General features: G+C 65.5%; 13 protein-coding genes. 4 read left to right on the plus strand and 9 right to left on the minus strand.

Annotated features, from left to right (window positions below; genetic code table 11):
* The 5 genes from R2834_23285 to R2834_23305 all read right to left on the minus strand — a co-directional run.
* Window positions 1–625, minus strand: a 625-nt coding sequence (locus tag R2834_23285) for an FAD-dependent oxidoreductase (protein ID MEZ4703272.1), incomplete at its 3' end; no start/stop codon positions are given.
* Window positions 626–727: 102 nt separating this feature from the next.
* Window positions 728–1,507 carry an SDR family NAD(P)-dependent oxidoreductase gene (locus R2834_23290; GenBank protein ID MEZ4703273.1) on the minus strand — a complete coding sequence of 260 codons (780 nt, stop codon included), beginning with the start codon at window positions 1,505–1,507 and terminating at the stop codon, window positions 728–730.
* 2 nt (window positions 1,508–1,509) lie between these two features.
* Window positions 1,510–2,295, minus strand: coding sequence for an SIS domain-containing protein (locus R2834_23295; protein ID MEZ4703274.1), 786 nt, complete (start codon window positions 2,293–2,295; stop codon window positions 1,510–1,512).
* Window positions 2,296–2,460: 165 nt separating this feature from the next.
* On the minus strand, window positions 2,461–3,219 hold the full coding sequence (locus tag R2834_23300; GenBank protein MEZ4703275.1) for a GntR family transcriptional regulator: 759 nt from the start codon (window positions 3,217–3,219) through the stop codon (window positions 2,461–2,463).
* Window positions 3,220–3,230: 11 nt separating this feature from the next.
* Window positions 3,231–6,137: a ThuA domain-containing protein gene (locus R2834_23305; protein MEZ4703276.1), complete on the minus strand. Its 2,907-nt coding sequence runs from the start codon at window positions 6,135–6,137 to the stop codon at window positions 3,231–3,233.
* Window positions 6,138–6,371: 234 nt separating this feature from the next.
* Between R2834_23305 and R2834_23310 the strand changes: the two genes are divergently transcribed.
* From R2834_23310 to R2834_23325, 4 genes are all read left to right on the plus strand, one after another.
* Window positions 6,372–7,562 (plus strand): Gfo/Idh/MocA family oxidoreductase, encoded by a 1,191-nt coding sequence (locus tag R2834_23310; protein ID MEZ4703277.1) that lies wholly within the window; start codon window positions 6,372–6,374, stop codon window positions 7,560–7,562.
* A 363-nt stretch (window positions 7,563–7,925) separates the two neighbouring features.
* On the plus strand, window positions 7,926–8,768 hold the full coding sequence (locus R2834_23315; protein MEZ4703278.1) for an MBL fold metallo-hydrolase: 843 nt from the start codon (window positions 7,926–7,928) through the stop codon (window positions 8,766–8,768).
* Window positions 8,769–8,860: 92 nt separating this feature from the next.
* The gene (locus R2834_23320; protein MEZ4703279.1) at window positions 8,861–10,006 is read left to right on the plus strand and encodes an alanine--glyoxylate aminotransferase family protein; all 1,146 of its coding nucleotides are present in this window, start codon (window positions 8,861–8,863) and stop codon (window positions 10,004–10,006) included.
* Window positions 10,007–10,103: 97 nt separating this feature from the next.
* Entirely contained in the window at window positions 10,104–13,031 is a 2,928-nt protein-coding gene (locus R2834_23325) for an FAD-linked oxidase C-terminal domain-containing protein (GenBank protein MEZ4703280.1), read from the plus strand.
* 374 nt (window positions 13,032–13,405) lie between these two features.
* On the opposite strand, the gene R2834_23330 is transcribed toward R2834_23325, so the two are convergent.
* The 4 genes from R2834_23330 to R2834_23345 all read right to left on the minus strand — a co-directional run bounded on the left by R2834_23330 (window position 13,406) and on the right by R2834_23345 (window position 23,248).
* Window positions 13,406–14,209, minus strand: coding sequence for a tetratricopeptide repeat protein (locus R2834_23330; protein MEZ4703281.1), 804 nt, complete (start codon window positions 14,207–14,209; stop codon window positions 13,406–13,408).
* A 187-nt stretch (window positions 14,210–14,396) separates the two neighbouring features.
* A complete protein-coding gene (locus R2834_23335) occupies window positions 14,397–16,724 on the minus strand; it encodes a DUF5666 domain-containing protein (GenBank protein MEZ4703282.1) in 2,328 nt (775 codons plus the stop codon).
* A gap of 311 nt (window positions 16,725–17,035) precedes the next feature.
* Window positions 17,036–20,248 carry a CHRD domain-containing protein gene (locus R2834_23340; protein MEZ4703283.1) on the minus strand — a complete coding sequence of 1,071 codons (3,213 nt, stop codon included), beginning with the start codon at window positions 20,246–20,248 and terminating at the stop codon, window positions 17,036–17,038.
* Between the two features lie 213 nt (window positions 20,249–20,461).
* Window positions 20,462–23,248: a carboxypeptidase-like regulatory domain-containing protein gene (locus R2834_23345; protein ID MEZ4703284.1), complete on the minus strand. Its 2,787-nt coding sequence runs from the start codon at window positions 23,246–23,248 to the stop codon at window positions 20,462–20,464.
* Window positions 23,249–23,270: the final 22 nt, after the last annotated feature.

Consider the following 23,270-nt stretch of genomic DNA (forward strand, 5'->3'; position numbering starts at 1 on the left):
GCTCCTTTTTCGATACGCCGCGCGCGCGCTCCATGTCGACGTTGATCATCTTGAACGTCGTCGTGAGCGATTGGACCGGTCCGTCCTCCGGGCCCTCAAACGGCGCGCCGGCGGCGGCGGCCACGTCGGCGTCCCCCGAGGCATCGATGACGACGCGCGCCCGGATCGCGAGCAGCCCGCCCTTGTTGACGGCGACGACGCCGCGGAGGCGACCGTCCTCGACGAGCGCGTCCATCACGACGGTGTGATACAGCAGCCGCACGCCGGCCTCGAGCGCGAGCGTCTCCCAGATCGTTTTGAGGACGTCCGCGTCGTACGTGATGCCGTCGCCGGCGCCGTACGTGTTCGGCCGGATCAGCGCGGCCCCTCGCGCCATGAGCGCATCCACGACCCGGTCCGGCACCCCGCCCACCACCTTCTTCCGCGGCTCGCCCGGCGTGTAGAAACCGTAAAACGTGTCGAGCACCTGGGTGCTGATCCCGCCCATAAACCCGTACCGCTCGACCAGCAGCACATCCACCCCCTCCCCGGCCGACGCGATCGCCGCCGTAGCGCCCGCCGACCCACTGCCCACGACCAGGACGTCGGTCGTGATCGTTTGGTGTATGGTGCGAGAATACATCATGGGATCTCTGGTCTCAAATCGCAAAACGAACAACGGATGGCGTTGCATGGGTGAGCATAACGAGCGAGGACATGGCCCTTTTACGTTTTACGATGTACGATTCTATCTCACCGTCCATCCCCCATCCACCGTCAGGACGGCGCCGGTGACGAAGGCGGCCTGGTCGGACGCCAGGTAGAGCGCGGCGCGTGCCACGTCTTCGGCCTGCCCGAAGTCGCCGGTGAGCGGCTGGAGCGTCTTGAGGCGCTCCCGGATGCGCTCGTTCTCCTGGGCGCGCCGGCTCATCGCCGTGGCGATCAGCCCCGGGCACAACGCGTTCGCCCGGATGCCGTGCGGGGCGTAGTAGCTGGCGATCGAGCGCGTCAGGCTGATGACGGCGCCCTTGCTCGCGGCGTAGGCATGCGTCCCGAAATCCTCGTCGCCGCCGACGAGCCCGAGCACCGACGCCAGGTTGACGAGCGAGCCGTGCCCCTGCTCGAGCATCTGGGCGACCAGGTACTTGCAGCAGAGGTACATGCTTTTGAGGTTGATGTCCATCGTCCAGTCCCAGCCGGCTTCCGTGCAGGCGTGGACCGGACCGTCGCCGTGCCGGCGGCCGCTGGCCCCGACCACGTTGAAAGCCGCGTCGATGCGTCCGAAGCGGGCTACGGCCTGTTTCACGGCGGCCTCGACGTGGCTCGCCTGGGTGACGTCCGCCGGGATGAATACGCCCTCGGACCCGCCGGCGTGCAGCGCGTCGAGCGTCGCCTGGCCCTGCTGGATGTCCAGATCGATGCCCACCACCGCGGCGCCGGCGGCGGCGAACACGTGCGCCGAGGCCTGCCCGATCCCGCTCGCCACCCCGGTGATGAAGACGACGTTTCCGTCCAGTACGCCGGCCATGATCAGTCCTCGCTCGTGCCGCCGAACACGCGCAGGATGCGCCGGCGATAGTCGTCGTAGCAGACGTCGAACCGTTTCTTCGACTCCTCCGAACCGATGAACCAGCTGCTCGACAGCACGATCGGCGGTTTGCCCATCTTCGTCAGCCGGTCGGCGATCAGGCACTTGAGCGCGTTGACCACGGCCGCGCCGCCGATCGTCGAACCCGGTCCTACCGGATCTTCGAGGCCCTCGATGGGGACCATCGCGTCACCGCCCGGGGTGCCGTTGTCGATCGTCACATCCGATACGTCCGGGAGCCGCTTGCCCGAACTGTGGAGCGGCCTGGCCGCCAGGCAGTGCTCCATCGACACCACGCTGATGACCGGAAGCCCCTTCGCCTTCGCTTCGAGGGCGACTTCCACCACGACCTCATTGACCCCGCTATTCGAGAAGACGATCATGCTGTCGGGCGCCGACATCACGAAGTTGCGCATGATGATCTTCCCGAAACCCTCGACGTGTTCGAGATACATCGCCTGCCGCTGCCCGTTGGATCCGACGACCGGATTGTGGAACGTCAACGAGAGTTCCACCATCGGATGGAAGCCCGGGTAGCTGCCGTGCCGGGGAAACATCTCCTCGATCGGAATGCGCGAGTGCCCCGAGCCGAACAGATGCACGAGCCCGTCGTGGCCGATGCTGTTGGCGCAGATGTCGGCCGCCTGCTCGAGGGCCGGCATCTGCGTGGTTCGGATCCGGTGGATGATCGCTTGCGCGGCGTCGAAGTAGGCGAGTGCGGGATTCATGTGAGGTTTCAGGTTGGCAGGATGCAGGTTGGCAGGATGCAGGTTGGCAGGTTGCAGGTTGCAGGTTGGCAGGTTGCAGGTTGGCAGGTTTGTCTGGATGGTTCACGGGAAATAACCTGGAACCATGAACCTGCCAACCTGGAACGGCGAACGCATCGCGTTCGCCTACTCTTGCGTGTGCGTGATGGCGTATTCGTACCGGTCGGACCGGTAGTGGCTTACGGTGTGTTCGATGACGGCGTCATCGTGCAAATAGGCGGTGGTGCGCACCACGAGCAAGGGCGTGCCCGGGGCGACATCCAGGCGTTCGGCCTGTTCGGCGTCGGCCGAGGCGGCGGCAATCGTGTGATGGATCTTCTGGATATCCAGCCGAAAATGGCCGGCGAGGACCTCGTAGAGCGACGCGTCGGTAAAGTCGAACGTTTCGAGCCCGGCGCATCGTTCGGTGAGGACCGTGGTCTGCTGGATGCCGATCGGATCCTCGTCGCCGAGGCGGAGACGGAGCAGATCGAGACACGGCCGGCCGGCGGCGGCATGCAACGCCTCCGGATGGCCGGCGCCGACGCGGCCGGCAGCCTGACCCAGCACGATGGACCGGGCGGCCTGGCCCAGCTCGGCGATCTGCCGGGAAAAGCTCCGGTCCAGCGAGAACGGGATGCGCGCCTCGGGCGTGCAGACGACGGTGCCGCGGCCGGCGCTGCGCGCGATCAGGTTATCCGCCACCAGACGGGAAAGAGCCGTACGCATCGTGTGCCGGCTGACGCCGTACGTGGCGCACAGATCGTGCTCGGCCGGGATCGTCACGCCCGGACCCAGCACCTCGGCGGCGATGAGACGTCGCAAGTCCGATTCCACCTGATAGTACAGGGGAATCGGACTTGCTGGATCTATCGGGGTAATACGTTCTAGCCAGGCTTCGGGCATACGTCTACAGCCTATCGGGAAACGAACTCCATCCAGTCGAACTGCAGCATGACGCCCTCGGCCGGCCCGGAAAAGACGAGCACCAGCTCGTGCTGGCCGTCGACCGGCTCGATGGGCAGGGTCGTTTCGGACCAACCGGTGTAGGCGGCCAGTTCTTTCTCGCTCAGATCGATCGCCTGATCGTGCCGTTGCGCTTCGGTGATGTTGTGGGCCTGTTCGATTTCGGTGACCGGAACGCTGTTGGCGGCGTCGAGATCGACGCGGCCTATCAGCCGGCCCTCAGGGCCCCCGAGCCGCGCCTCGATGACGCCGGCAGCCTGCTGCCGGATGCGCAGCTTCAGCGAGCCGATGCCGGTCAGATCGATCGGCGCGTACCCGAGCGCGTTGCCGGAGCGCACCATCATCACGGGCAGCGCCGTCTCGGGATAGTGCTGGTCGGCCGGATGGACGCCATGCACCTGCCGGGTCGCTCCGTCGTTGCGCGTCGCGTGCTCCGCCTGTTTGCGGCGCGGCTGGAGCTTGACGCGGCTGCACCAGGGAGAGCCGGCGTCGCCCACGACGCATGCCTCCACCTCGGCGAAACGGTCCATGAAATGGAGATCCGGAATATGGCGGTAGGCGGACTCAGGGATCGTAAAGACGCCGGTTTCCGCCGTCAGCGTATCCAGCGGGAGCATGTAGGTGTCGAATCCGTCGTAGATCAGCACCTCGAGATGCCGCGTGCGGTTTGCCTGCGCTTCCCAGCGGACGTCGTAGGGAATCGGCGTATCGAAATCGAACACCGCCCCATCCGCCGGCGCGGCGATGACCGGCGGGATCGAGACCTGCGCTGCGAGCGCCGCGGGGGCTTCCGGCGCCGCGCCGAGGTAATCGACACGCACCAGACGCGCGTTTTTATTGCTGCCCCAGAAGTCGTCCCCCCATTCGAGCACGTAGAGCCGGCCGTCCGGGCCGACCTCCACATCCACCGGGCGCACGAACTCGAGGCCGGGGAGGAAGGGGCTTATTTTCATCAGATCGCCCTGATCGTCGAAAGCGACTTCCATCATCCAGTTGCGCATCCACTCGTAGAGGATGAGCTTGCCGTCGAAGTACGCCGGCAGGGCGTGCGGGTCCTGGCCCGGCTTCCGATGGAAGACGGGGCCGGCCATCGGCGAGATGCCGCCCGAGCCCATCTCGGGAAACGCGTCCGACGCGCCGTAGGTGTACCAGATCATCGCCGGCTGCGCCGGAGGCAGTTCGCGCAGCCCGGTGTTGTTCGGCGAGTCGTTGATCGGGTGGACGGGATCGAACGGAGGCCCGACCTTCCCCGTGGCGTAGTCGTAGTCGTTGAACGCGTCGTTCGGCCCCACGAAATACGGCCAGCCGAAGAAGCCGGCTTTTTTGGCCTGGTTGAACTCGTCCCATCCCCACGGACCGCGTTCGCTCGGCGGGCTCCCGTTTCCGACGTCGCCCCAGTAGAGATAACCGGTCTTTTCGTCGATCGAGATCCGGAAAGGGTTGCGATGCCCCATCGTAAAAATCTCGGGGCGCGTCTTCGGCGTTCCGGGCGGGAAGAGGTTGCCTTCGGGAATCGTGTAGGTGCCGTCGGGCTCGGGGTGGATACGAAGGATCTTGCCGCGGAGGTCGTTTGTGTTGCCGGCCGACCGCTGGGAATCCTGCAGCCTGCCTTCCGGCGTTTCGTTCAGCGGGCTGCCCTTCGGATCGTAGGCGTTGCTGTTCTCCCCCGTCGAGAGGTACAGGTTGCCCTGCCCGTCGAACTGCACGCTGCCGCCGTGATGACAGCACCATTCGCGCTGATACGGCACCGTGAGGAGGATTTTTTCGGTGGAGAGATCGAGCCAGTCGCCATCGAACGTAAAGCGGGAGAGGCGGGAAGGCCCGGCGTCGGCCGGCGCATAAAACAGGTAGAGCCAGTGGTTCTCGCTGAAACCGGGATCGAGCGCCAGGCCCAGGAGGCCGTCCTCGATCACCATGTGCACCGGCAGCCAGCCGGCGGCGCGCGCTTCCCGGGCGCCAGGCTCCCAGACCATCAGGGCGCCGGCGCGCTCGACGAAGAAGACGCGGCCGTCTTCCGCGATATCGAGCTCCATCGGGATGGCGACGTTCTCCGCCAGGACGACCTTCTCGTAGTTCGACGCCAGCGTGGCGCGGGCGTCGCCTTCGGCCAGACCGGCCGCCCACTCGATGCCGCCGAGCAGGTGCCCGAGGAAAAGCGGATCGGCATAAACCTCCTTCGTGTGCCCGAGCCCTGTGTACCAGGCGCGCCCGCCCTCGTAGTCCTGGGCCCACGCGATCGGGTGGTCGAAACCCATCGTGCCGCCTTCGTAGGAGCGCTCGTCCACCGTCATCAACACGTGGACGTTGCCCCGGGGATTGATGCGGTAGTTGTACCACTCGTCGAAGTGCGACCACGTCGCCGGCAGGTCCTTCGTCGAGGGATGAACCCGGTCGATCACCTGCACCGTCGCCTGCTGCGGCGTGGGGTGCTTGTCGAACCAGGCGCCGACGAGGCCGCCGTACCAGGCCCACTCGTATTCCGTCGCGGCCGCGCTGTGGACACCGACATAGCCGCCGCCGGCGCGGATGTACCGCTCGAACGCGGCTTTCTGGGCCTCGTCGAACAGCGCGCCGTTCGTGTTCATGAAGATGACGGCGTCGAAGCCGGCGAGGTTGTCGTCGGTAAAAAACGCCGGATCCTCGGTGGCCGTCATGTTGAAGTGGTTCGCCCTGGCCAGGCCGCGCACCGCCTCGATGCCTTCCGGGATCGACGCGTGGCGAAATCCGGTCGTGTACGAAAAGACGAGGACATTAAACCGCGGCGCCTGCCGATCGACGGGCATCAGGTCGGGTTTCGCGCCGGAGCAACCGGCAGCGATCAGGAGGACGAGGAGAACGAACGAGCGACGGATGGGCATACGGGACGGGATATCGGATGCGATGCGGGCGCCGGGGTAAAGCGCGTCTAAACAAACCCTCGCGGGCATCTTTTAATTGTCCGGACATTCGGATAATTTCGGAGCCCAAGATACTCGCCCCCCCGGCGCGCGTCAACCTTCAGCCGGCAAGAATTCGCTGTTTCACGTTTCCCGGATGATCGTTAACCTGCCCTCCGTCAACCTGCCAACCCGACCATCAGCCAACCAGCGCCCATGAAATCCCACAACATCACGATGCTCGGCACCGGGCTCATCGGCATGTTCTACACGATGACCCTGCACGGCCAGCGCGGCCGCGACCGCGTGAAAATGGTTTATTCGCGCAGCGAAGAGCGCGCGCGTCAGTTTGCGAAAGACTGGGACATCCCGCGGTGGACGACCGACCTCAAGGAGGCGATCGAAGATGCGGAGACCGACACCGTGGTGATCGGGCTGCCGAACAACCGGCACGTGGAATGCACCCAGCTCGCCGCGAACGCCGGCAAGGCCGTGCTATGCACGAAACCCCTGGCGCGCACCGCCGCGGAGGCGAAGGAAATGCTGGACATCGTCGAGAAGGCCGGCGTCTTCCACGGGTATCTCGAGGACCTCACCTATACCCCCAAGACGCTGAAGGCGGCGGCGTCCGTCCGGGCCGGCGCGCTGGGCGACGTCCTCTGGGTGCGCTCGCGTGAAACGCATCCCGGGCCGCACAGCTCCTGGTTCTGGGACAAGGAGCAGGCCGGCGGCGGTGCGATCGTCGACCTCGGGTGCCACTGCATCGAGATCACGCGCACGTTCGTCGGTAAGGACAACCGCCCCGTGGAGGTCATGTGCTGGGCCGACACGCTCTACCATCCCATCGACGCGGAGGACCAGGCCATCGCCCTCATCCGCTACGAGAGCGGGGCCATCGGCCAGTTCGAGGTCAGCTGGGCGTTCCGCGGGGGGATGGACCTCCGCGACGAGGTCGCCGGCACCGAAGGCACCATCATGCTCAACCACTTCCTGCGGACGGGCTTCGAGATGTTCACGACCGGCGCCGCCGGCGGCTACGTCGCCGAAAAGGCCGAAACCGAAAAAGGCTGGCTCTTCCCCGTGGGCGACGAAGTGCACGCGCTCGGGTACGTCCACATGTTCACCGACATGTTCGAGGCAATGGAGCAGGGCCGCCGGCCGATGGAGGATTTCTACGACGGCTACGTCGTCAACGCCGTCATCGACGCCTGCTACCGCTCCGCCACATCCAAGCAGTGGGAGCCGATCGACGTCGAATGGCGCGGCGGAACGGCGAAGCGGATCGGCGTCAACGCCCACGAGCACGCCGGCAAGTCGCTCATCAAGGAAGAACGGATGCCGGACGGACGCGTGAAGCGCATCTTGAAAGACAAAAAGACCGGCGAGATCTCGGAGACGGTGGAATGAAGGGTTCAAGGGTGGAAGTTCAGAAACTGTTGGGATTTTCAAAAATCCTTCTCGGTGCGTCATCCTGAACCGCCCTCCGCTTGCGGTGGGCGTGATGAATGCCCGTCCGCGCAAACGCGGGGAGACCTCTCGAACCACCGTGAGACGCTCATGAGAGCCATGCGCGAGTGATTCGGGAGGTCCCCCCGCGTTCGCGGGAGCGGGCTTTCGACAACCCCGTCGCAAGCGCCGGGGGCTCAGGAAGACAACTCTTTTTTTATTTCTCAACAGTTTCTCAAGGTTTAACGCAATGCGTTGTGCATAGCTTGAGCCCGATCATCCATCCCCTTAAACCATGAACATGACACATTGAACCCCCTCCCCATGATCACCCCTGTACAATCCAACGATGTGCTGCTGGCCGACATCGAGCGCTCGCGCGATGAGGACGCCGGGTTCCGGCTCTGGTGGCTCGGGCAGAGCGGCTTTCTGGTGCAGCATCGGGGCCGGCACCTGCTGCTCGACCCGTACCTCTCCGATTCGCTCACGATCAAGTACGCGACGACCGACAAGCCCCACGTGCGCATGACGGAGCGGGTCATCGATCCCGGCCGGCTGGACATGGTCGATGTCGCCACCTCGAGCCACAACCACACCGACCACCTCGACGCCGAGACGCTGCGGCCGCTGCGCGCGGCCAATCCGGGGCTGGAGCTGGTCATCCCCGAAGCCAACCGGGCCTTTGTCGCCGGACGGCTCGGCTGCGACCCCGCATGGCCGCGAGGCCTGACGGCAGGAGAGACGGTCAGCGTGGCCGGTTTCACGTTTCATGGCGTGCCGGCGGCCCACAACGCGCTCGATGTCGACGAAGCCGGCCGGCACCTGTACATGGGCTTTGTCGTCTCCTTCGGCCCGTACACGATCTACCACAGCGGCGACACGCTCCTTTACGAGGGCATGGAGGAGATCCTGTCCGCCTTCGACATCGACGTCGCGCTACTGCCGATCAACGGCAACCGGCCGGAGCGGCGCGTCGCCGGCAACCTCGACGGGGTCGAGGCCGCCCGCCTCGCCCGGGCCATCGGCGCGAAAACGGTGGTGCCGTGTCATTACGAGATGTTCGAATTCAACACCGCGTCGCCGGCGCTTTTCGTCGAGACCTGCGAGGCGCTGGGGCAGCATCATGCCGTGTTGAAGGCTGGCGAAAAATTCGTCGCGTCGCATTGAGCCGAAACGTATTTTGGCGGCATATTCCGACCCTCTGACTCCAAGAAGCCGTGGACCGCTTCGCCCCTGTGGTTCAACAAACGCCTATCCCTATGCCTACACCCTCCGTCAACAACGCCCACCGTATCCAGACCAAACAGCTCGACACCTCGCCGCGCCTCCTGCTCGGCCCCGGGCCGTCGAACGCCCATCCGCGTGTTCTCCAGGCGATCAGCAACCGCCAGGTGGGCCACCTCGACCCCGAGTTCATCGCGCTGATGAACGAGGTCCAGGAACTGCTGCGATACGCCTGGCAGACGGACAACCAGCTCACGATCCCCGTCAGCGGCACCGGCAGCGCGGCGATGGAAGCAGCCGTCGCCAACACCGTCGAACCCGGCGATGCGGTGCTCGTCGGCGTCAACGGCTACTTTGGCGAGCGGATGTGCGACATGGCCGGCCGGTACGGCGGCGTCGTGCATCGCATGGAAAAACCGTGGGGCGAATCGTTTTCGCTCGATGAAATCAAGCAGGCCATGGCCGCGCATCGACCGAAGGTGCTCGGGCTGGTGCATGCCGAAACGTCCACCGGCGCCCGGCAACCCCTCGAGGGCGTCGCCGAACTGTGCCGCGAACACGACTGCCTGCTGCTGATCGACTCCGTCACCAGCCTCGGCGGCGTCCCGCTCTTTCTGGATGCGTGGGGGGTCGACGTGGCGTACAGCGGCACGCAGAAGTGCCTGAGCTGTCCTCCCGGGCTCGGCCCGCTCACCCTGGGCCCCCGCGCCGTCGAGAAGCTCAAGGCGCGCAAGACGAAGGTGCCGAACTGGTACCTCGACATGAGCATGGTGGCCAACTACTGGGGCGAATCCCGCACCTACCACCACACGGCGCCGATCAACATGAATTACGCGATCCGCGAAGCGCTGCGCCTCGTGGCCGAGGAAGGGCTGGAAGCCCGCTGGGCGCGGCACCAGGCGACCGCGGAACGGTTCTGGGCCGGCCTCGCCGACATCGGGCTCTCCTGCCATGTCGACGCCGCCACCCGCTTGCCCAGCCTCACGACGGTACGCGTGCCCGATGGCGTCGACTCGAAGGCAGTCGCCCGCACCCTCTTGCTCGAGCACAACATCGAGATCGCCGGCGGCCTCGGCCAGCTCGCCGGGAAGGTGTGGCGCGTCGGCTTCATGGGCTACAACAGCCGGCCGGACAACGTCGACCGCCTGCTGGACGCCATGGCTCGCGTCCTGGGGCGCTGATCCCGATTTCGAGGGGCACGCCGTGGCGTGCCCCAGCAGGAAAGGAGCCACACCCCGTACGGACGCGCCGTGGCGTGTCCCAACCTTCCCACCGACCATGCCCACCCCAGCCGCACTGCCCGACTTCATCGCGGACCTGCATCGCGCCGTAAACGGCGCCTTCCGGGACGACGACTACACCAAGATCCTGTACAGCACGGACGCGAGCATCTACCAGGCGATGCCGTACGGGGTGCTTATCCCCGAATCCATCGAGCACGTTCACGCCGCCATCGAGCTGGCCGCGAAGTACGGCATCCCGGTGCTGCCGCGCACGGGCGGGAGCAGCCTCGCCGGCCAGGCGGTGAACGAGGCCCTCGTCATCGACATGACGCGCCACCTCAACCAGGTGCTGGAAGTCAATACCGAGGAGCAGTGGGTGCGCGTGCAACCGGGCATCGTGCTGGACGAGCTGACGCTCCACCTCAAGCCGATGGGGCTCCAGTTCGGGCCCGACCCGGCCAGCAGCAACCGCGCGGCCATGGGCGGCATCGTCTCGAACAACTCGACGGGCAGCCACTCGATCATGTACGGCATGACGGCCGACCACGTCATGGAGATGGATGTCTTCCTGAGCGACGGATCGACGGCCTATTTCGAGCCGCTCAGCGCCGCCGGCGTGGAAGAACGCAAACGCCGCAGCGGGCTCGAGGGCGCCATCTACCGCCAGATCGCCGATCTGGTGAGCGACCCGGCGAACCACGCCGTCATCGAGGCCGGCACGCCGCGCCACTGGCGGCGTTGCGGGGGCTACAACCTCGAACGGCTCATCGACGGCAACCTGACCTACAAGTGGCCGCACGACAACCGGTTCAACCTGTCGAAAGTCGTGTGCGGCGCCGAAGGCACCTTCGCCGTCATGAAGGAGATCAAGCTCAATCTGGTGCCGATCCCCAGAAAGACCGGGCTGGCCATCGTCCACTACAACAGCCTGTTCGAAGCGCTCCAATCGGTGCCGCAGCTGCTGGAAGTGGATCCGTCCGCCGTCGAGCTGCTGGACAACCTGGGGCTGACGATGTGCCGCGACGTGCCGGCGTACGCCCGCCTGCTCGATGCCTTCATCGAGGGCCGGCCCAACTGCGTGCTCATCGTCGAGTTCTACGGCGAGTCCGACGCCGAGCTGGATGCAAAAATCGACCGGCTCAAGCAGCATATCGCCCGCAGCGGGATCCCCGCGACGGCGATCGTGCCGGCGGTCGACGCCGAGCGGCAGCTCAAGGTGTGGACCGTCCGCAAGGTCGGCCTCGGCCTCATGATGAGCGTCAAGGGAGACCACAAGCCGATTCCGTTTATCGAAGACGCGGCCGTGCCCGTCGAACATCTCGCGGAATACGTCACCAAGGTCGAAAACTACTGCAACGACATCGGGACGAACGTCGCCTACTACGCCCACGCGAGCGCCGGCTGCATCCACATCCGCCCCCTCATCAACACCAAAGTCGCCAGCGAAATCGACAAACTGCCGGCGATCGGGGCTTTTTCGGTGGATCTGCTCAAGGGCTACGGCGGCTCCCTCTCCAGCGAACACGGCGACGGCCGCGCCCGCAGCTGGCTGAACGAGCGGTTTTTCGGGCCGGATCTGTATCGCCTGTACCAGCAGACCAAGCGAATCTTCGACCCCGAGAACATCCTCAACCCGGGCAATGTCGTCGACGGCCCGCCGATGACGGAGCATCTCCGCTACGGGACGGACTACCGGACGATGCCCATCCGGGAGCACATCGATTTCAGCCACGACCAGGGCTTCCACCGGGCGGTGGAGATGTGCAACGGCGCCGGCATCTGCCGCAAGCGCACGACCGGCACGATGTGCCCCAGCTTTCAGGCCACCCGGGAAGAGATGCACAGCACCCGCGGACGCGCCAACGCCCTTCGCAACGCGCTATCGGGCCGGCTCGATCACGCCGAGTTCACCAGCAAGCAGATGTACGAGGTGATGGACCTCTGCATCGAGTGCAAGGCGTGCAAGGCGGAGTGCCCTTCGTCGGTGGATATGGCGAAGATCAAGTTCGAATTCCTCGCCCAGTACTACGAGGCGAACGGCACGCCGATGCGCGCCAAACTGTTCGGCCAGATCGCCGCGTTGAGCCGCCTGTCGAGCGGCTGGCGGGCGCCGTTCGCCAACATCGGCTCCCGGCTCGCCCCCACGCGCTGGTCGATGGAGAAGCTGCTCGGCATCAGCAAAAAACGCACGCTGCCGGCGTTCGCGCGACAGCCGTTCACGACCTGGTTCAAGCAGCACAAACCCGCCAGGCCGGCGAATCGAGGCCAGGTGGTTCTGTTCAACGACACCTTCAATACCTACAACAGTCCGGAAGTCGCCGTCGCCGCCACCGAGGTGCTCGAGGCCGCCGGCTTCGAGGTCATCCTCCCCGGCCATCGCTGCTGCGGCCGGCCGATGATCTCGAAGGGGCTCGTCAACGAAGCGCGCGCTGCGGCGCGTGAGACGGTCGACCGCCTGGCGCCCTTCGCCGAGCGGGGGCTTCCGATCGTCGGGCTCGAACCGAGCTGCCTGCTCTCGCTGAAAGACGAATACCTGATCCTGCTGCCCGGCGACGCAAAAGCGCGCGCCGTGGCGGACCGGGCCGTCATGTTCGAGGTCTTTATCGCCGGCCTCGCCGCCGAGGGCAAACTGGAGGGCGTGTTCAAAACCGACGCCCGCAAGGCGCTCCTCCACGGCCACTGCCACCAGAAGGCGCTCGTGGGGACGGATCCGAGCAAAAAGACCCTATCGGCCGCCGGCTGCTCGGTGGAGGAAGTGGACTCCGGCTGCTGCGGCATGGCCGGCTCGTTCGGCTACGAAGCCGAGCACTACGACATCTCGATGCAGATGGCCGAGCGCCGCCTCCTCCCCGCCGTACGCGCCGCCGCGCCGGACACCGTGGTCGTCGCCGCCGGCTTCAGCTGCCGCCATCAGATCAAGGACGGCGCCGGCCGCGAAGCCCTCCACCCCGCACAAGTCCTCCGCCAGGCCCTCGCGAAGTAGGACACTGGACACTGGACACTGGACACTGGACACTGGACACTGGACACTGGACGAACGCGTCGCTCCAGGCAGGTTCCCCATGACCAGTGATGCGAATTAAGGGTTCAGAGTCATCCTCTAGAACTGTCGTCCCGACCGGATCCTCGCGAAAGCGGGGAGGCGTGGAGGGATCTCCCAGAGAATGGCGCCGGAGCTATGTTTCAGGAGGTCTCTCCGCTTCGGCATCGGCAATCGCCGATGCCTCCGGTCGACAAGACACCGCTTTCTTGCACACAATAGCCTATTTCAACCCTTAATTCGCATCAGTGCCCGATGACCAATGACCAATGACCGCGCCCAACGGGCGCCATACCCGCGCCAAACGGGCGCTCACGTCACGGCAACCGATCCAGCATCCTCCGGGCGATGACGCGATTCCGGATGTCCTGGGTGGTCGAGGCCGGCAGATCGAGCGAGGTGCGGAAGGCTTCGCCGGCCAGTTTGTATTCCCCCATGCCCATATAGGTCACACCCAGTTCGTAGTAGGCGAACGCAAAGTCGGGGCGCAGCTCGATCGCTCGTTTGAACGCCTGGATCGCGTTGTCTTTTGAGCCGGCGGGCACGCGTCCGAACAGCGTATTCGCCAGCGTGCGTTCCAGCCAGCTCAGATCGGCCACTTCGCGCTGAAAAATCCCGTAGCTCACCTGAAGCTCCGGGTCGTCGGCATCGAGTTCGAGTCCGCGCTGGCAGTAGCGCTCGATATGCTGGCCGGTTTGCACCTTCTCCTTGCCTCCGAGGAAAAGCGCCAGCTTGCCGCGCGTGCGAATGAGATGGAAATACGTCTGCGCACTGTCGGGAAAGAGCCGTTCGAGCTGTTCCGCATAACCCACCGCTTCCTGATAGAAATTCCGGGCCTGCTCGGTCTTCCCCTCGGCTTCCATATCCATCCCGAGTTCGCTGGTGGTGCGAGCGAGGCGGGCGAGGACGTCGTACGACTCGGAAGCCACTTCATAGGCGGCCAGAAACAGGTCGTGCGCCTCCCCATTCTGGTATTGCGCATACAGGGCATCGCCGCGTTCGAGGGTCTCCTGCAGCAAGGCGGGCCCGCTCTGCGCGCAAAGCGGGCCGGCGCCGAACAGGGCGATCAGGCTCAGCAGGAGCAGCAGGCGCCGGGCAACAAGGTATCGAGTGTGGATCACGGGCATAAGACGCATCGAGCAGACACGGGCTCTTAGATAGCGGTTGGAGCCGGCGTTTTGTTGCGCTATACGTGCGTCTCCACGAAAAGGTAACAAAAGGTGAAAGCCCCGGCCTGTTGCGAGCCGGGGCTTTCTGGTGCGATACGCGCTGTCCCGTGAGCGTATCGCTTGGTGGGGTTCCTGTCTGTTACTTCATCAACAGCATGCGTCCGGTCTGGACGATCGGCCCGGAAGCCGAGGTTGCCGTGAGTCGGTACAGATACATCCCGGATGCCAGATGGGCGGCATCGATCTGAATCTGATGGCTGGCGCCGGCATCGAAGGCCTCCGCCGGCAGCGCCATCACCTGGCGTCCGAGAAGATCGAACACCTGGACATCGACGCGAGCCGACGCGCTCAGATCAAAAACGAGGTTCGTGGTCGGGTTAAAGGGATTGGGGTAGTTGCCATGGAGCGTAAAAGCGCTCGGCACGTCGCGTCCCTCCTCAATAGCCGTTCCAACCGTGACCGCGGCGCCGATCAGCCGGACCGTCGAAACCACCGCCACGCCGTTTTCCTGCGTCGCGCTGACCTCCACGAGCTGCCCGACTTCGAGCTGCGCGTCGGCCACGACCGCGTTGAAGCGGCCGAGAACGAGCGCCGTGGGGCTGACCTGGAAGGTGGCGCCGGCCATCGTGATCTGGGCGCCGTCCACCGCCGTCAAGGTGCCGGCCATCACGACCGTGCTCTTGATCTCGACGACGCTGGCGAGCGGCAGATCGCCATCCCGGCGCGTAGCGGTCGCCTTCACGCCCTGCCCCGCCTGGATGGCCGAGACATCGGTCGCGTTGTTGTCACGATCAAAGAACTGCGTATCCCCGTCCCAGGCCAGCTCGATGCCGATCACGGTGACCGACGCATCGCCGACGGCCGTAACCGGACCGCGAACCACGACCCGATCGGGATCGCCGTTTTCTTTCTGTACATGCAACGCAACAATCAGACCACCCGGCTGCAGCGTCGCCTCGATTTCGGCGATGTCACCGGCCGAAAAGGCGCTGAGCGCGCTCGGTGCGCCGGCGTTGTCCACGAACACGGTCGAGGGCAGGATATGGAACGACTGCCCGAGGATGACCATCACGCTGTCGCTGGCCGAATCCACCAGGCCGCGCACCTCCACTTCGTCCTCGATCCGATCCTCGATCTTGATATCGGTGGCCAGGAGCCGGCCATCCGGCTGCACGTCCGCGCGGATCTCCACGACCAGGCCCACCACGAGATCGGCGAAGGCGATGGGAAGCCGGTCGTTGTCGAGGATCAGCGTGCGGTCGTTCGTCTCGAACGTCAGCCCGGCCACGACCAGCGAGGTGCCCTCGATCGCTTCTACCAGACCGGTCAGCTCCACTTCGTCCTCACCACGATCCTCGCGGTGGATACGGACGGCGCGGACCGAACCGTCGGCCTGGCGGAATCCTTTGATCTCGACCGTCTCGCCCACGACGAGGGACGCGAAAGAGGCAGGCTGATTGGCATGGTCGGTCACCACCGTCCGGTCATCCACGCTAAACAGCGTCCCGTTCACGGTGATGGACTGGCTGTCAATCGCTTCGATGACGCCGGTCAGTTCGATTTCGTCTTCGCTCTGGAAATCGTCCTCGATCTTGACCCGCGTCGCGGTGAGGGGCGACGATCCGCTGCGGACACCGCGTACCTCGACGATCGCGCCGACGAACAGATCGAAAACGGAAATGGGAAGGTTATCGTCGTTCAGGATGTCGGTGGAACCCGACAGCATGAAGGTGACGCCGGCGACGATGATGCTGTCGGCATCCACATAGTCCAGCACGCCCGTAAACTCGACTTCGGCGCCCTCGAAGCTGTCGTCGAGTTTGATGCGGGAAGCGAGCCAGCGGCCGGCCGGAGCCCGGTCGGCGCGAATCTCGACGAAATCGCCCACGACGAGCGACGAGAAATCGATGCGGTCGTTGCCCCGGTCGCGAACGTCGGTCTGGTCGTCCACAAGAAATGCGATGCCACCGACCGTGACCGTGCCGGCGTCGATCGCCTCGATGAAGGCCTTGAATTCGATCTCGTCATTCGAGTCGTCGCCGCCGCTGTTGCTGTCGCGGCCGACCGTCACGTCGATGCGGCGCTCGAAGTTGAACCCGAAGCGGTCGCCGAGCCGGAGGCGAATCTCCCAGTCGGATTCGGACAGATCGGCGGAAGCGAGGGGCAGGGCGAGCGTGAAGCTGCCGTCGAGCTGATTGGTAAACTGCGCGAAGAGGTCGCCGCCGCCGTTATCCGGCTTGAGCCGCAGTTCGTTCTGGTCGAGGCTGGTATAGTCGATGTTCGGAAGGACGGCGCGGACGAAGAGGGTGTCCGCGCGGTCGAAGCTCTGGTCGTCGGTGAGAAAAGAGCGGGATTTGGATACGTGCAGCGCATTCTCCTGAGCCAGCGCCGGCATGGCGAAGGCGCCTATCAGGAAAATCAAACTCAGCAAGCGGCTGAGCGATGAGGAAGTAGCGAGCGATTTCATGGTGGTAGTTCGTCTGGTTGGTTTCGTCCGTTGTAGTGCCTGCTTAGAGGTCAAAGCCGATGCCACCCGGACGACCGTGCCTCTAAAAGCCCCTGAAATCGCCAAAAAAGAGGTTTATTAACACGAAGCCACCCTGCATCCGCGCGTCGCTGTGCAAATCCTGAACGCCTGTCACCTCGTGCACAGGGGCGCGCCTACAGGGCTAGTACCATACAAAAGGGCCCGATGCCGAAGCATCGAGCCCTTTTCTCATGCAAGCCGGCGAACGCGTTGCGACGCCGTTTGCAACCTATCGGAAAACCCCGGGGTGTTTATTTGATCAACACCATCCGCCCGCTCGAAATCTGCGTATCGGCGCCGACCGTGGCCTTCACCTGATAGAGGTACATGCCGGACGCCAGTTCCGAGGCATCGAGCACCATCGACTGGCCGGCGCCTGGCGCGAACGCCTGGGCCGGGACGTGCATGACTTCACGGCCGAGGATGTCGTGCACCGTCACTTCCACCGTGCCCTGCGCGGGCAGGTCGAAAACGATGCTCGTCGTCGGGTTGAACGGGTTCGGGAAGTTGCCGCGCAGCTGGAACGTTCCGGGCAGACCGTCCGGATCGTCGATGCTCGTCACTTCGCCGCGCGTGAGCGTCACCGTCGCGGCGGCGCCCGTTACCTTGAAGTTGCCGTCCGTGGCGATGGCCCGGTGATAGAGGGTGGCCGACTGATCCGGATCGACGCCGGCGTCGCGGAGCAGCGCGTTCACGTCACCGAAGTTCGACGCAAACACCGGCGCATCCGTGCCCGCTTCGACGATCAGGTTCTCGAAGTTCTCGTCGGACGCGAGCTGCCAGGTATAGAATACCGGGTTGGCGTTGCGATCGCCCCCGTTCCAGGCGGGCTCGAACGGCGTCTCCGGAGCGCCCGCGATGACGACGGTGCTGCCGTCCGCCGGCGCCGTGATGGCCGGCGTATTCGGCGCCACGTTGCCGCTGGGCACGAGCTGACCGCGCAGCTCGCCGGCCGCATTCGTGCGGGTGTGGATGTTGGCGTAGTACATCGCATCGAGCAGACTCGCTTTCTGCTCGGCCGTGATCTTCAGCGTATTGTCTGCCGCGGGGAACGTACCGCTCAGGCTGTCATCCGCCAGCGCGGCAGTCAGGAAAAAGTCTACCCCGCCGTTTGCGTTCGCGGCCGCCAGATGCAGGTGCGCCCCGCCGGCGACGTCCGGGTTAAACGCGGAAGACAACTCCTTGAACGACCCCGATACCGTCAGCGACGTGTCGCCGAGGATCGCGAGGATCGCGCCGGAGGCGTTGCTCTCCGCCACCTGGGTCGATGCGCCGCCATGATGATGCGCGTGCGCCTTGCCGGCGGACGCGGACACCTGGTTTGCGAAGGCGAGGTTGGCCTCGAACGGGCGCAGGCTGAACGGATGGATCTGGCCGCGCAGTTCGCCCGACGACAGGGTATCCGTGTGGATGTTGACGTAGTTGCCCAGCCCGAGCAGCGAGGCGCGCTGTTCTTCGGTCAGATCGAACACGTTGTCCGCCGCCGTGAAGGTGCCGCTCTTGTCGTCGGCTCCGACGGTCGTGTTCAGCCCGATGGCGATGCCTCCGTTCGCGCCGAGTCCGGCGCTGTGGATGTGCGCGCCGCCGGCGACGGCTTCGTTGTAGCCCGACGCCAGGCCGGCGAAGGCTCCCGTCACCGTCAGCTTCGTACCGCTGATCTCCAGCATCGTCGCCCCCGTCGCCTGCGAGGTATTCGGCGAGGTCTGCGCGCGGCCGGAAAGAATGGAGCGGAGCGGTACGGACGACGCCGGGATCATCTGACCCCGCAATTCGCCCGACCCCTGGTACAGCGTATGGATGTTGACATAATAGCCGCGGCCGAACAGTGCGTCGATCGACGCCTCGTCCGTCTCGAAGCCGTTCGAGGCCACCTCGAACATGCCGCTCAGCTCGTCCGACGCGCGGAGCGAGGTGAGCCCGAAGGAAATCCCGCCGTTCTGGCCGGCGAGGCCGCCGTGCAGGTGCGCGCCGCCGGCGACGTTCGGGTTGAACGCCCCGCGCAGCCCGCCGAACGTGCCGCTCACCCACAGCATGCCGTCTTTCAGCTCGGCGATGACGGATCCCTGGCCGTCGCTCGCGTTGGCCGGCATCGCGTTCGCGCCGCTCAGATCGGCGATGAACACCGTGCTGCCGGCGTCGACCAGCTGACCGCGCAATTCGCCGCCGGGATGATCCACCGAGTGGATGTTCGCGTAGATGCCGCGCATGCGGATGGCGTCGGCGACGTCGGGATCGATCTCGAACGTATTGCTCGACGCTGCGAAGGTCACGCCGCGGTTATCGCCGCTCGCTTCCGGGACCAGGGCGACTTCCACGCTGCCGTTCATGCCCGCCATGCCGGCATGCAGATGCGCGCCGCCGGCGACATTCGGGTTGAAGTCGCTTTCCAGGCCAGACAGCGCGCCGCTCACCGTGAGCGTCGTGCCATCGAGTTCGGCGAGGAGCATCCCCTTGCCCAGCGACGTGTTCACAGGCACCTGTCCGCTGCCGGAAAGCACCGCCTTGAAGTGTTCGGCCGAGGCCGAGGCCATCTGGCCGCGTAGCTCGCCGCCGGCATGGTCGACCGAGTGAATGTTGACGTAGAGCTGGCGCGCTGCCAGGCTGGCCGCCTGTTCGGCCGTCAGTTCAAACGTGTTATCCGCCGCTTCGAAGGTGCCGCTCCGGTTGTCGCCTCCGAGCGTCGGCGTAAGGGCCACCGCTATGCCGCCGCCCTGGCCGGCGAGTCCGTTGTGGAGGTGGGCTCCGGTAACCGCGACCGGGTTGAGATCCGAGCCGAGTCCGCTGAACGAACCGGTGACCGTGAGGGTGGTCCCGTCCAGCAGGGCATCCACGATGCCCGTACCCTGGCTGAGGACCGTCGGGCTCTGGTTGCCGCCCGAAAGCACGGCCCGATACAGGGTCGCGTTGGGTTCGCCCGGCGTCGGCGTCGTTTCGCGCCAGTTGGCGACGGGATCCTCGCCAACGGGTACGAGGGAGAGGCTCTTGCCGCTCGCGGCCGCCGGCACGAAGGCGCCCGCCGTCCATTCACCCGCGCTCACGCCCACCGGTTCGCGAAAATGGCCGGCCGTACCCCACTGCATGTAGTCCAGCATGCTCGCGGCATTGCCGAAGTCGCTATCCTGGTAAAAACCGATTTCACCGTTGCCGTCGGGGTTGCCGTCGTTACCCGAATCGTCCAGCCGGGGCCAGGCCACGACCAGGAAGCCACCCGGCTCGATCGTCGTCGTGCCGGACAATACGGTCAACGACGAGATCGGGGGGTACACGGGAAAATTGCATAACACGTAGGTCGAAACGTTCTGCGCGGTAGAGCCGGCATTATACAGCTCCACCCAGCGACTCTGACCGTTGAAGTCGACATCGACGCCGACTTCGCTGATGACGACCTGCGCGCGTGCGGCCGGCGCAGACGCCAACAGCAAAAACAGGATAAGCGATAGGCGTACCCGTAGCATCGTACTCATGGAATCCTCCTGATGATTGAAAGGTGTCGATCGACCGCCTGAATGGGAAATCGGTGATGGTCCCGCTATGCGGACCCCGATCGGAGATGGGCGGCGGCGTGGCATGTGACCTACGAACAGGATGTACCTGATCGGGCCGACATGACTACCAGGAGAGGGAAGTAAGAAGGCGGGCGGACAAGAGGAGGCGACGCAAACCGGCGACGGCGCGGCTCACACATCCAGCCGAAGCGAAAAGACGAGCTGCCGGCCCGGCAAGACGCGGGGCACGCGCTCGTACTGATCGCCGGCATGCTGCAGGCTGTAGTCGTACACGTTGCGCCGATCGTACAGGTTGAGCACCATGGCGCGGAAGCGCACGCGGGTGGGGCCGACCTGCTGCTCGTAGGTCAGGCCGACATCGAGGGTGAGATAGGGCGTGACGGTTTCGCCGTCCGGGTCGTCCAGGTCGAAACCGCCGATGTCGGGCCGGGCGCCGCCGGTGAGAAAATCGTAGTACGTGCGGCGGAGCGCCCAGCGCCGGCCCCACGACCCCTGCCCCGTGGCAGTAGCGGAGAGGTAGGAAAGCAGCGGGAAACGCGCCTCGGCGACCATGCGATGCGGTTCGTTCCAGGGCACCTGCACATAAGCGCCGCCGAAACGGCCGGGGTATTGACGGACGGCATAACTGTAGGAATACCCGAGCATCAGGCTCCCCCACGAGGATTCCCGCTGGATGCTGGCGCTGCCGCCATACGAGCGGCCCTTCATCGGGCTCACGAACGTCGACTGGTCCCCGATCGCCTCGACCTCCTGGCTCCCGTTGCGGCCCAGCTCGTCGACGATCCGCATGTAATCGATATCCACCAGGCGGGGCTGAAGCTTGAGGTAGGACTCCACCCGCAGGGTGAGGCCGTCCGCCGGCATGAGCAGCACATCGCCGGCCAGATGCACGACGCGCGGCGGCGCCATGGATTGGTCCGCCGGCAGCCAGAAGCGAATCGACGGCACGACGGCCGTGGCGCCCGTGCTCGTCAGCTCGAACTGGTTGGTGTACTGCCGATACAGCCCGGTCGAAAAACGCAGCGCATAGTCGCCGAGTGCGGTCCCCTGACGGTCGTACCGAAGCGCCATCCGCGGCTCGGCGTAGAGGGTCTGGCGGACGGGCAGGTACGTGGCGCGGACGCCGGCCTCCAGCGTGGTGCGCAGGCCCACGGAGGCGGTCGTCTTGGCGAAACCCGTCACCTCCCAGCCGGCGCCGTTGTACCGGAACGGGCGCAAGAACGCGTTGCGCAGCAGAAACCGGCTCTCGGTCCGCGACGCCTCAAGCCCGAGGTCGAGCTGCTGCGAGGGCGAAAAACTGTGCGTCACCTGCGCGATCGCCGCGTATTCCCGCACCCGGTTGCCCTCCGAGGAGCCCGGCGTCGTGCTGGCGATGAGCGCCCCGAGCGAATCGAGCCCCGCAAACTGACGGGTCAGGTCCTCGTTCGCCACCACCGGCGTATGCAGGGCCTGATAGCCGTATTGACTGTCATGCCAGCTGCCCCACGCCTGCAGCGACGCCACCGCGCGCGAACCGAGAATCCAGCTGTGGCGGACCTGGGCGACCCAGTTGGTCCAGTCGTAGTCGTCCAGGGTGTACATCAGCTCCTGTTCGCTCTGCCCGTTCACGTTGATCCCGCGCATCTCGGAGCGGATGCCGTTCGTGGCGCGGTACACCGACGCCTGGAGGGTGCGGAACGGGCTCAGGTGCACGCGGACGGCGGCGTGCGCATCCGTAAAATCGACGACGGGATCGCTCCGAAACCACCGGAGCGACGAGGTATTCACCGTCTGCCCGATCCATCGGGAAGAGAGCAGCGGGTCGGGGCTGTGCCAGTTGGCGAGGAGCGTCCGCAGGCTCGGGTCCTGGTACACGTTCCAGGCGCTGGACCGAACGGTGGCCATGAAGCTGCCGCCCCGTTCGCCCGGCAGCCGGAATCGTCCCTTGACCTTGCCGTTGACGCTGAGCGGGTCGAGCGTCAGCGTGGCGCTCTGGGGCGTGGCCGACGCGACATCGTGATCGATCAGCACGAGACCCGAGAGATGGCTTCCGTATTCCACGCCGAAGCCGGCCTTCTCCACGCGCAGCCGCTCGATGGCCAGCGGGCTGAAGGCGCTCAGATGCCGGCCCAGACTGACCGGGTCCCGCACCGGCACCCCGTCCAGCAGCGTGAGGTGCTCGCCGCTGGCGCCGCCCTGAATATGGATGTCGGCCAGCGGTTGTTGTACGGACACACCCGTCACGAAGCCGGCGCCGCGGGCCACGTCCGGCGTGCCGAGCGCGCCGATGCGCGCCAGATCCGCCCCGAGACGCTCGCCCGACCCCAGCGCTTCCGACGGAAGGCGCTGCTCGATGCCGTTGACGACGATCGGGTCCATCGCGATTTCCTCGGGCGTCATCCGGATCTGCATCCGGTTCGAGAACCCGGGGCGCACGTAGATGCTGTCGATCTGCGTCTGGTACCCCACATACGTCACCACGATGCGGTGTTTGCCCGACACGAGCTGGGAAAAGCCGAACAGCCCGTCTTCGTTCGTCGTGGTGCCCGTCACCGCGTCGGCCAGCAGGACGTTCGCGAACGGCAACGGCCGGCCGGTCGTTTCGTCGATGATGCTGCCCGCGAGATTGCCTTTCACCGCCTCCTGCTGGCGGGCTTCGATGAGGACATAGGTGCCGGCGGACGACCGGACGTAGTCCACGCGGGTCGCGTTCAGCACGCAGCGCAGCAGCCCCTCGATATCCACCTCCCGCGCCGCGCAGAATACAGTCTCCCCGTCGATCAGGCTTTCGGAATACACGAGATCGATGTCCGTTCGCGCGGCCACCTCCTCCAGCGCATGGTGCAGGGGAACGCCCTGCAGCACGAGGGAATAACGCGCCGGCTCCGCTTGCTGGGCGACAAGCGGACGCGTTGCGGCGAACCCGGACAGGCCGAGCGCCACCAGGCAGCCTATAGCCAGGCGGATCGCGGATACCATGTGCATTGTGGGCGGCGCGAAC

It is taken from the genome of Rhodothermales bacterium, assembly GCA_041391505.1.
Taxonomy (GTDB): Bacteria; Bacteroidota; Rhodothermia; order Rhodothermales; family JAHQVL01; genus JAWKNW01.

Coding starts and splice junctions, on each gene's coding strand:
- R2834_23310 (MEZ4703277.1), top strand. CDS start 6,372: ATGAAATCCCACAACATCACGATGCTCGGCACCGGGCTCATCGGCATG.
- R2834_23335 (MEZ4703282.1), bottom strand. CDS start 16,724: ATGAAATCGCTCGCTACTTCCTCATCGCTCAGCCGCTTGCTGAGTTTG.
- R2834_23315 (MEZ4703278.1), top strand. CDS start 7,926: ATGATCACCCCTGTACAATCCAACGATGTGCTGCTGGCCGACATCGAG.
- R2834_23300 (MEZ4703275.1), bottom strand. CDS start 3,219: ATGCCCGAAGCCTGGCTAGAACGTATTACCCCGATAGATCCAGCAAGT.
- R2834_23305 (MEZ4703276.1), bottom strand. CDS start 6,137: ATGCCCATCCGTCGCTCGTTCGTTCTCCTCGTCCTCCTGATCGCTGCC.
- R2834_23290 (MEZ4703273.1), bottom strand. CDS start 1,507: ATGGCCGGCGTACTGGACGGAAACGTCGTCTTCATCACCGGGGTGGCG.
- R2834_23295 (MEZ4703274.1), bottom strand. CDS start 2,295: ATGAATCCCGCACTCGCCTACTTCGACGCCGCGCAAGCGATCATCCAC.
- R2834_23345 (MEZ4703284.1), bottom strand. CDS start 23,248: ATGGTATCCGCGATCCGCCTGGCTATAGGCTGCCTGGTGGCGCTCGGC.
- R2834_23320 (MEZ4703279.1), top strand. CDS start 8,861: ATGCCTACACCCTCCGTCAACAACGCCCACCGTATCCAGACCAAACAG.
- R2834_23325 (MEZ4703280.1), top strand. CDS start 10,104: ATGCCCACCCCAGCCGCACTGCCCGACTTCATCGCGGACCTGCATCGC.
- R2834_23340 (MEZ4703283.1), bottom strand. CDS start 20,248: ATGAGTACGATGCTACGGGTACGCCTATCGCTTATCCTGTTTTTGCTG.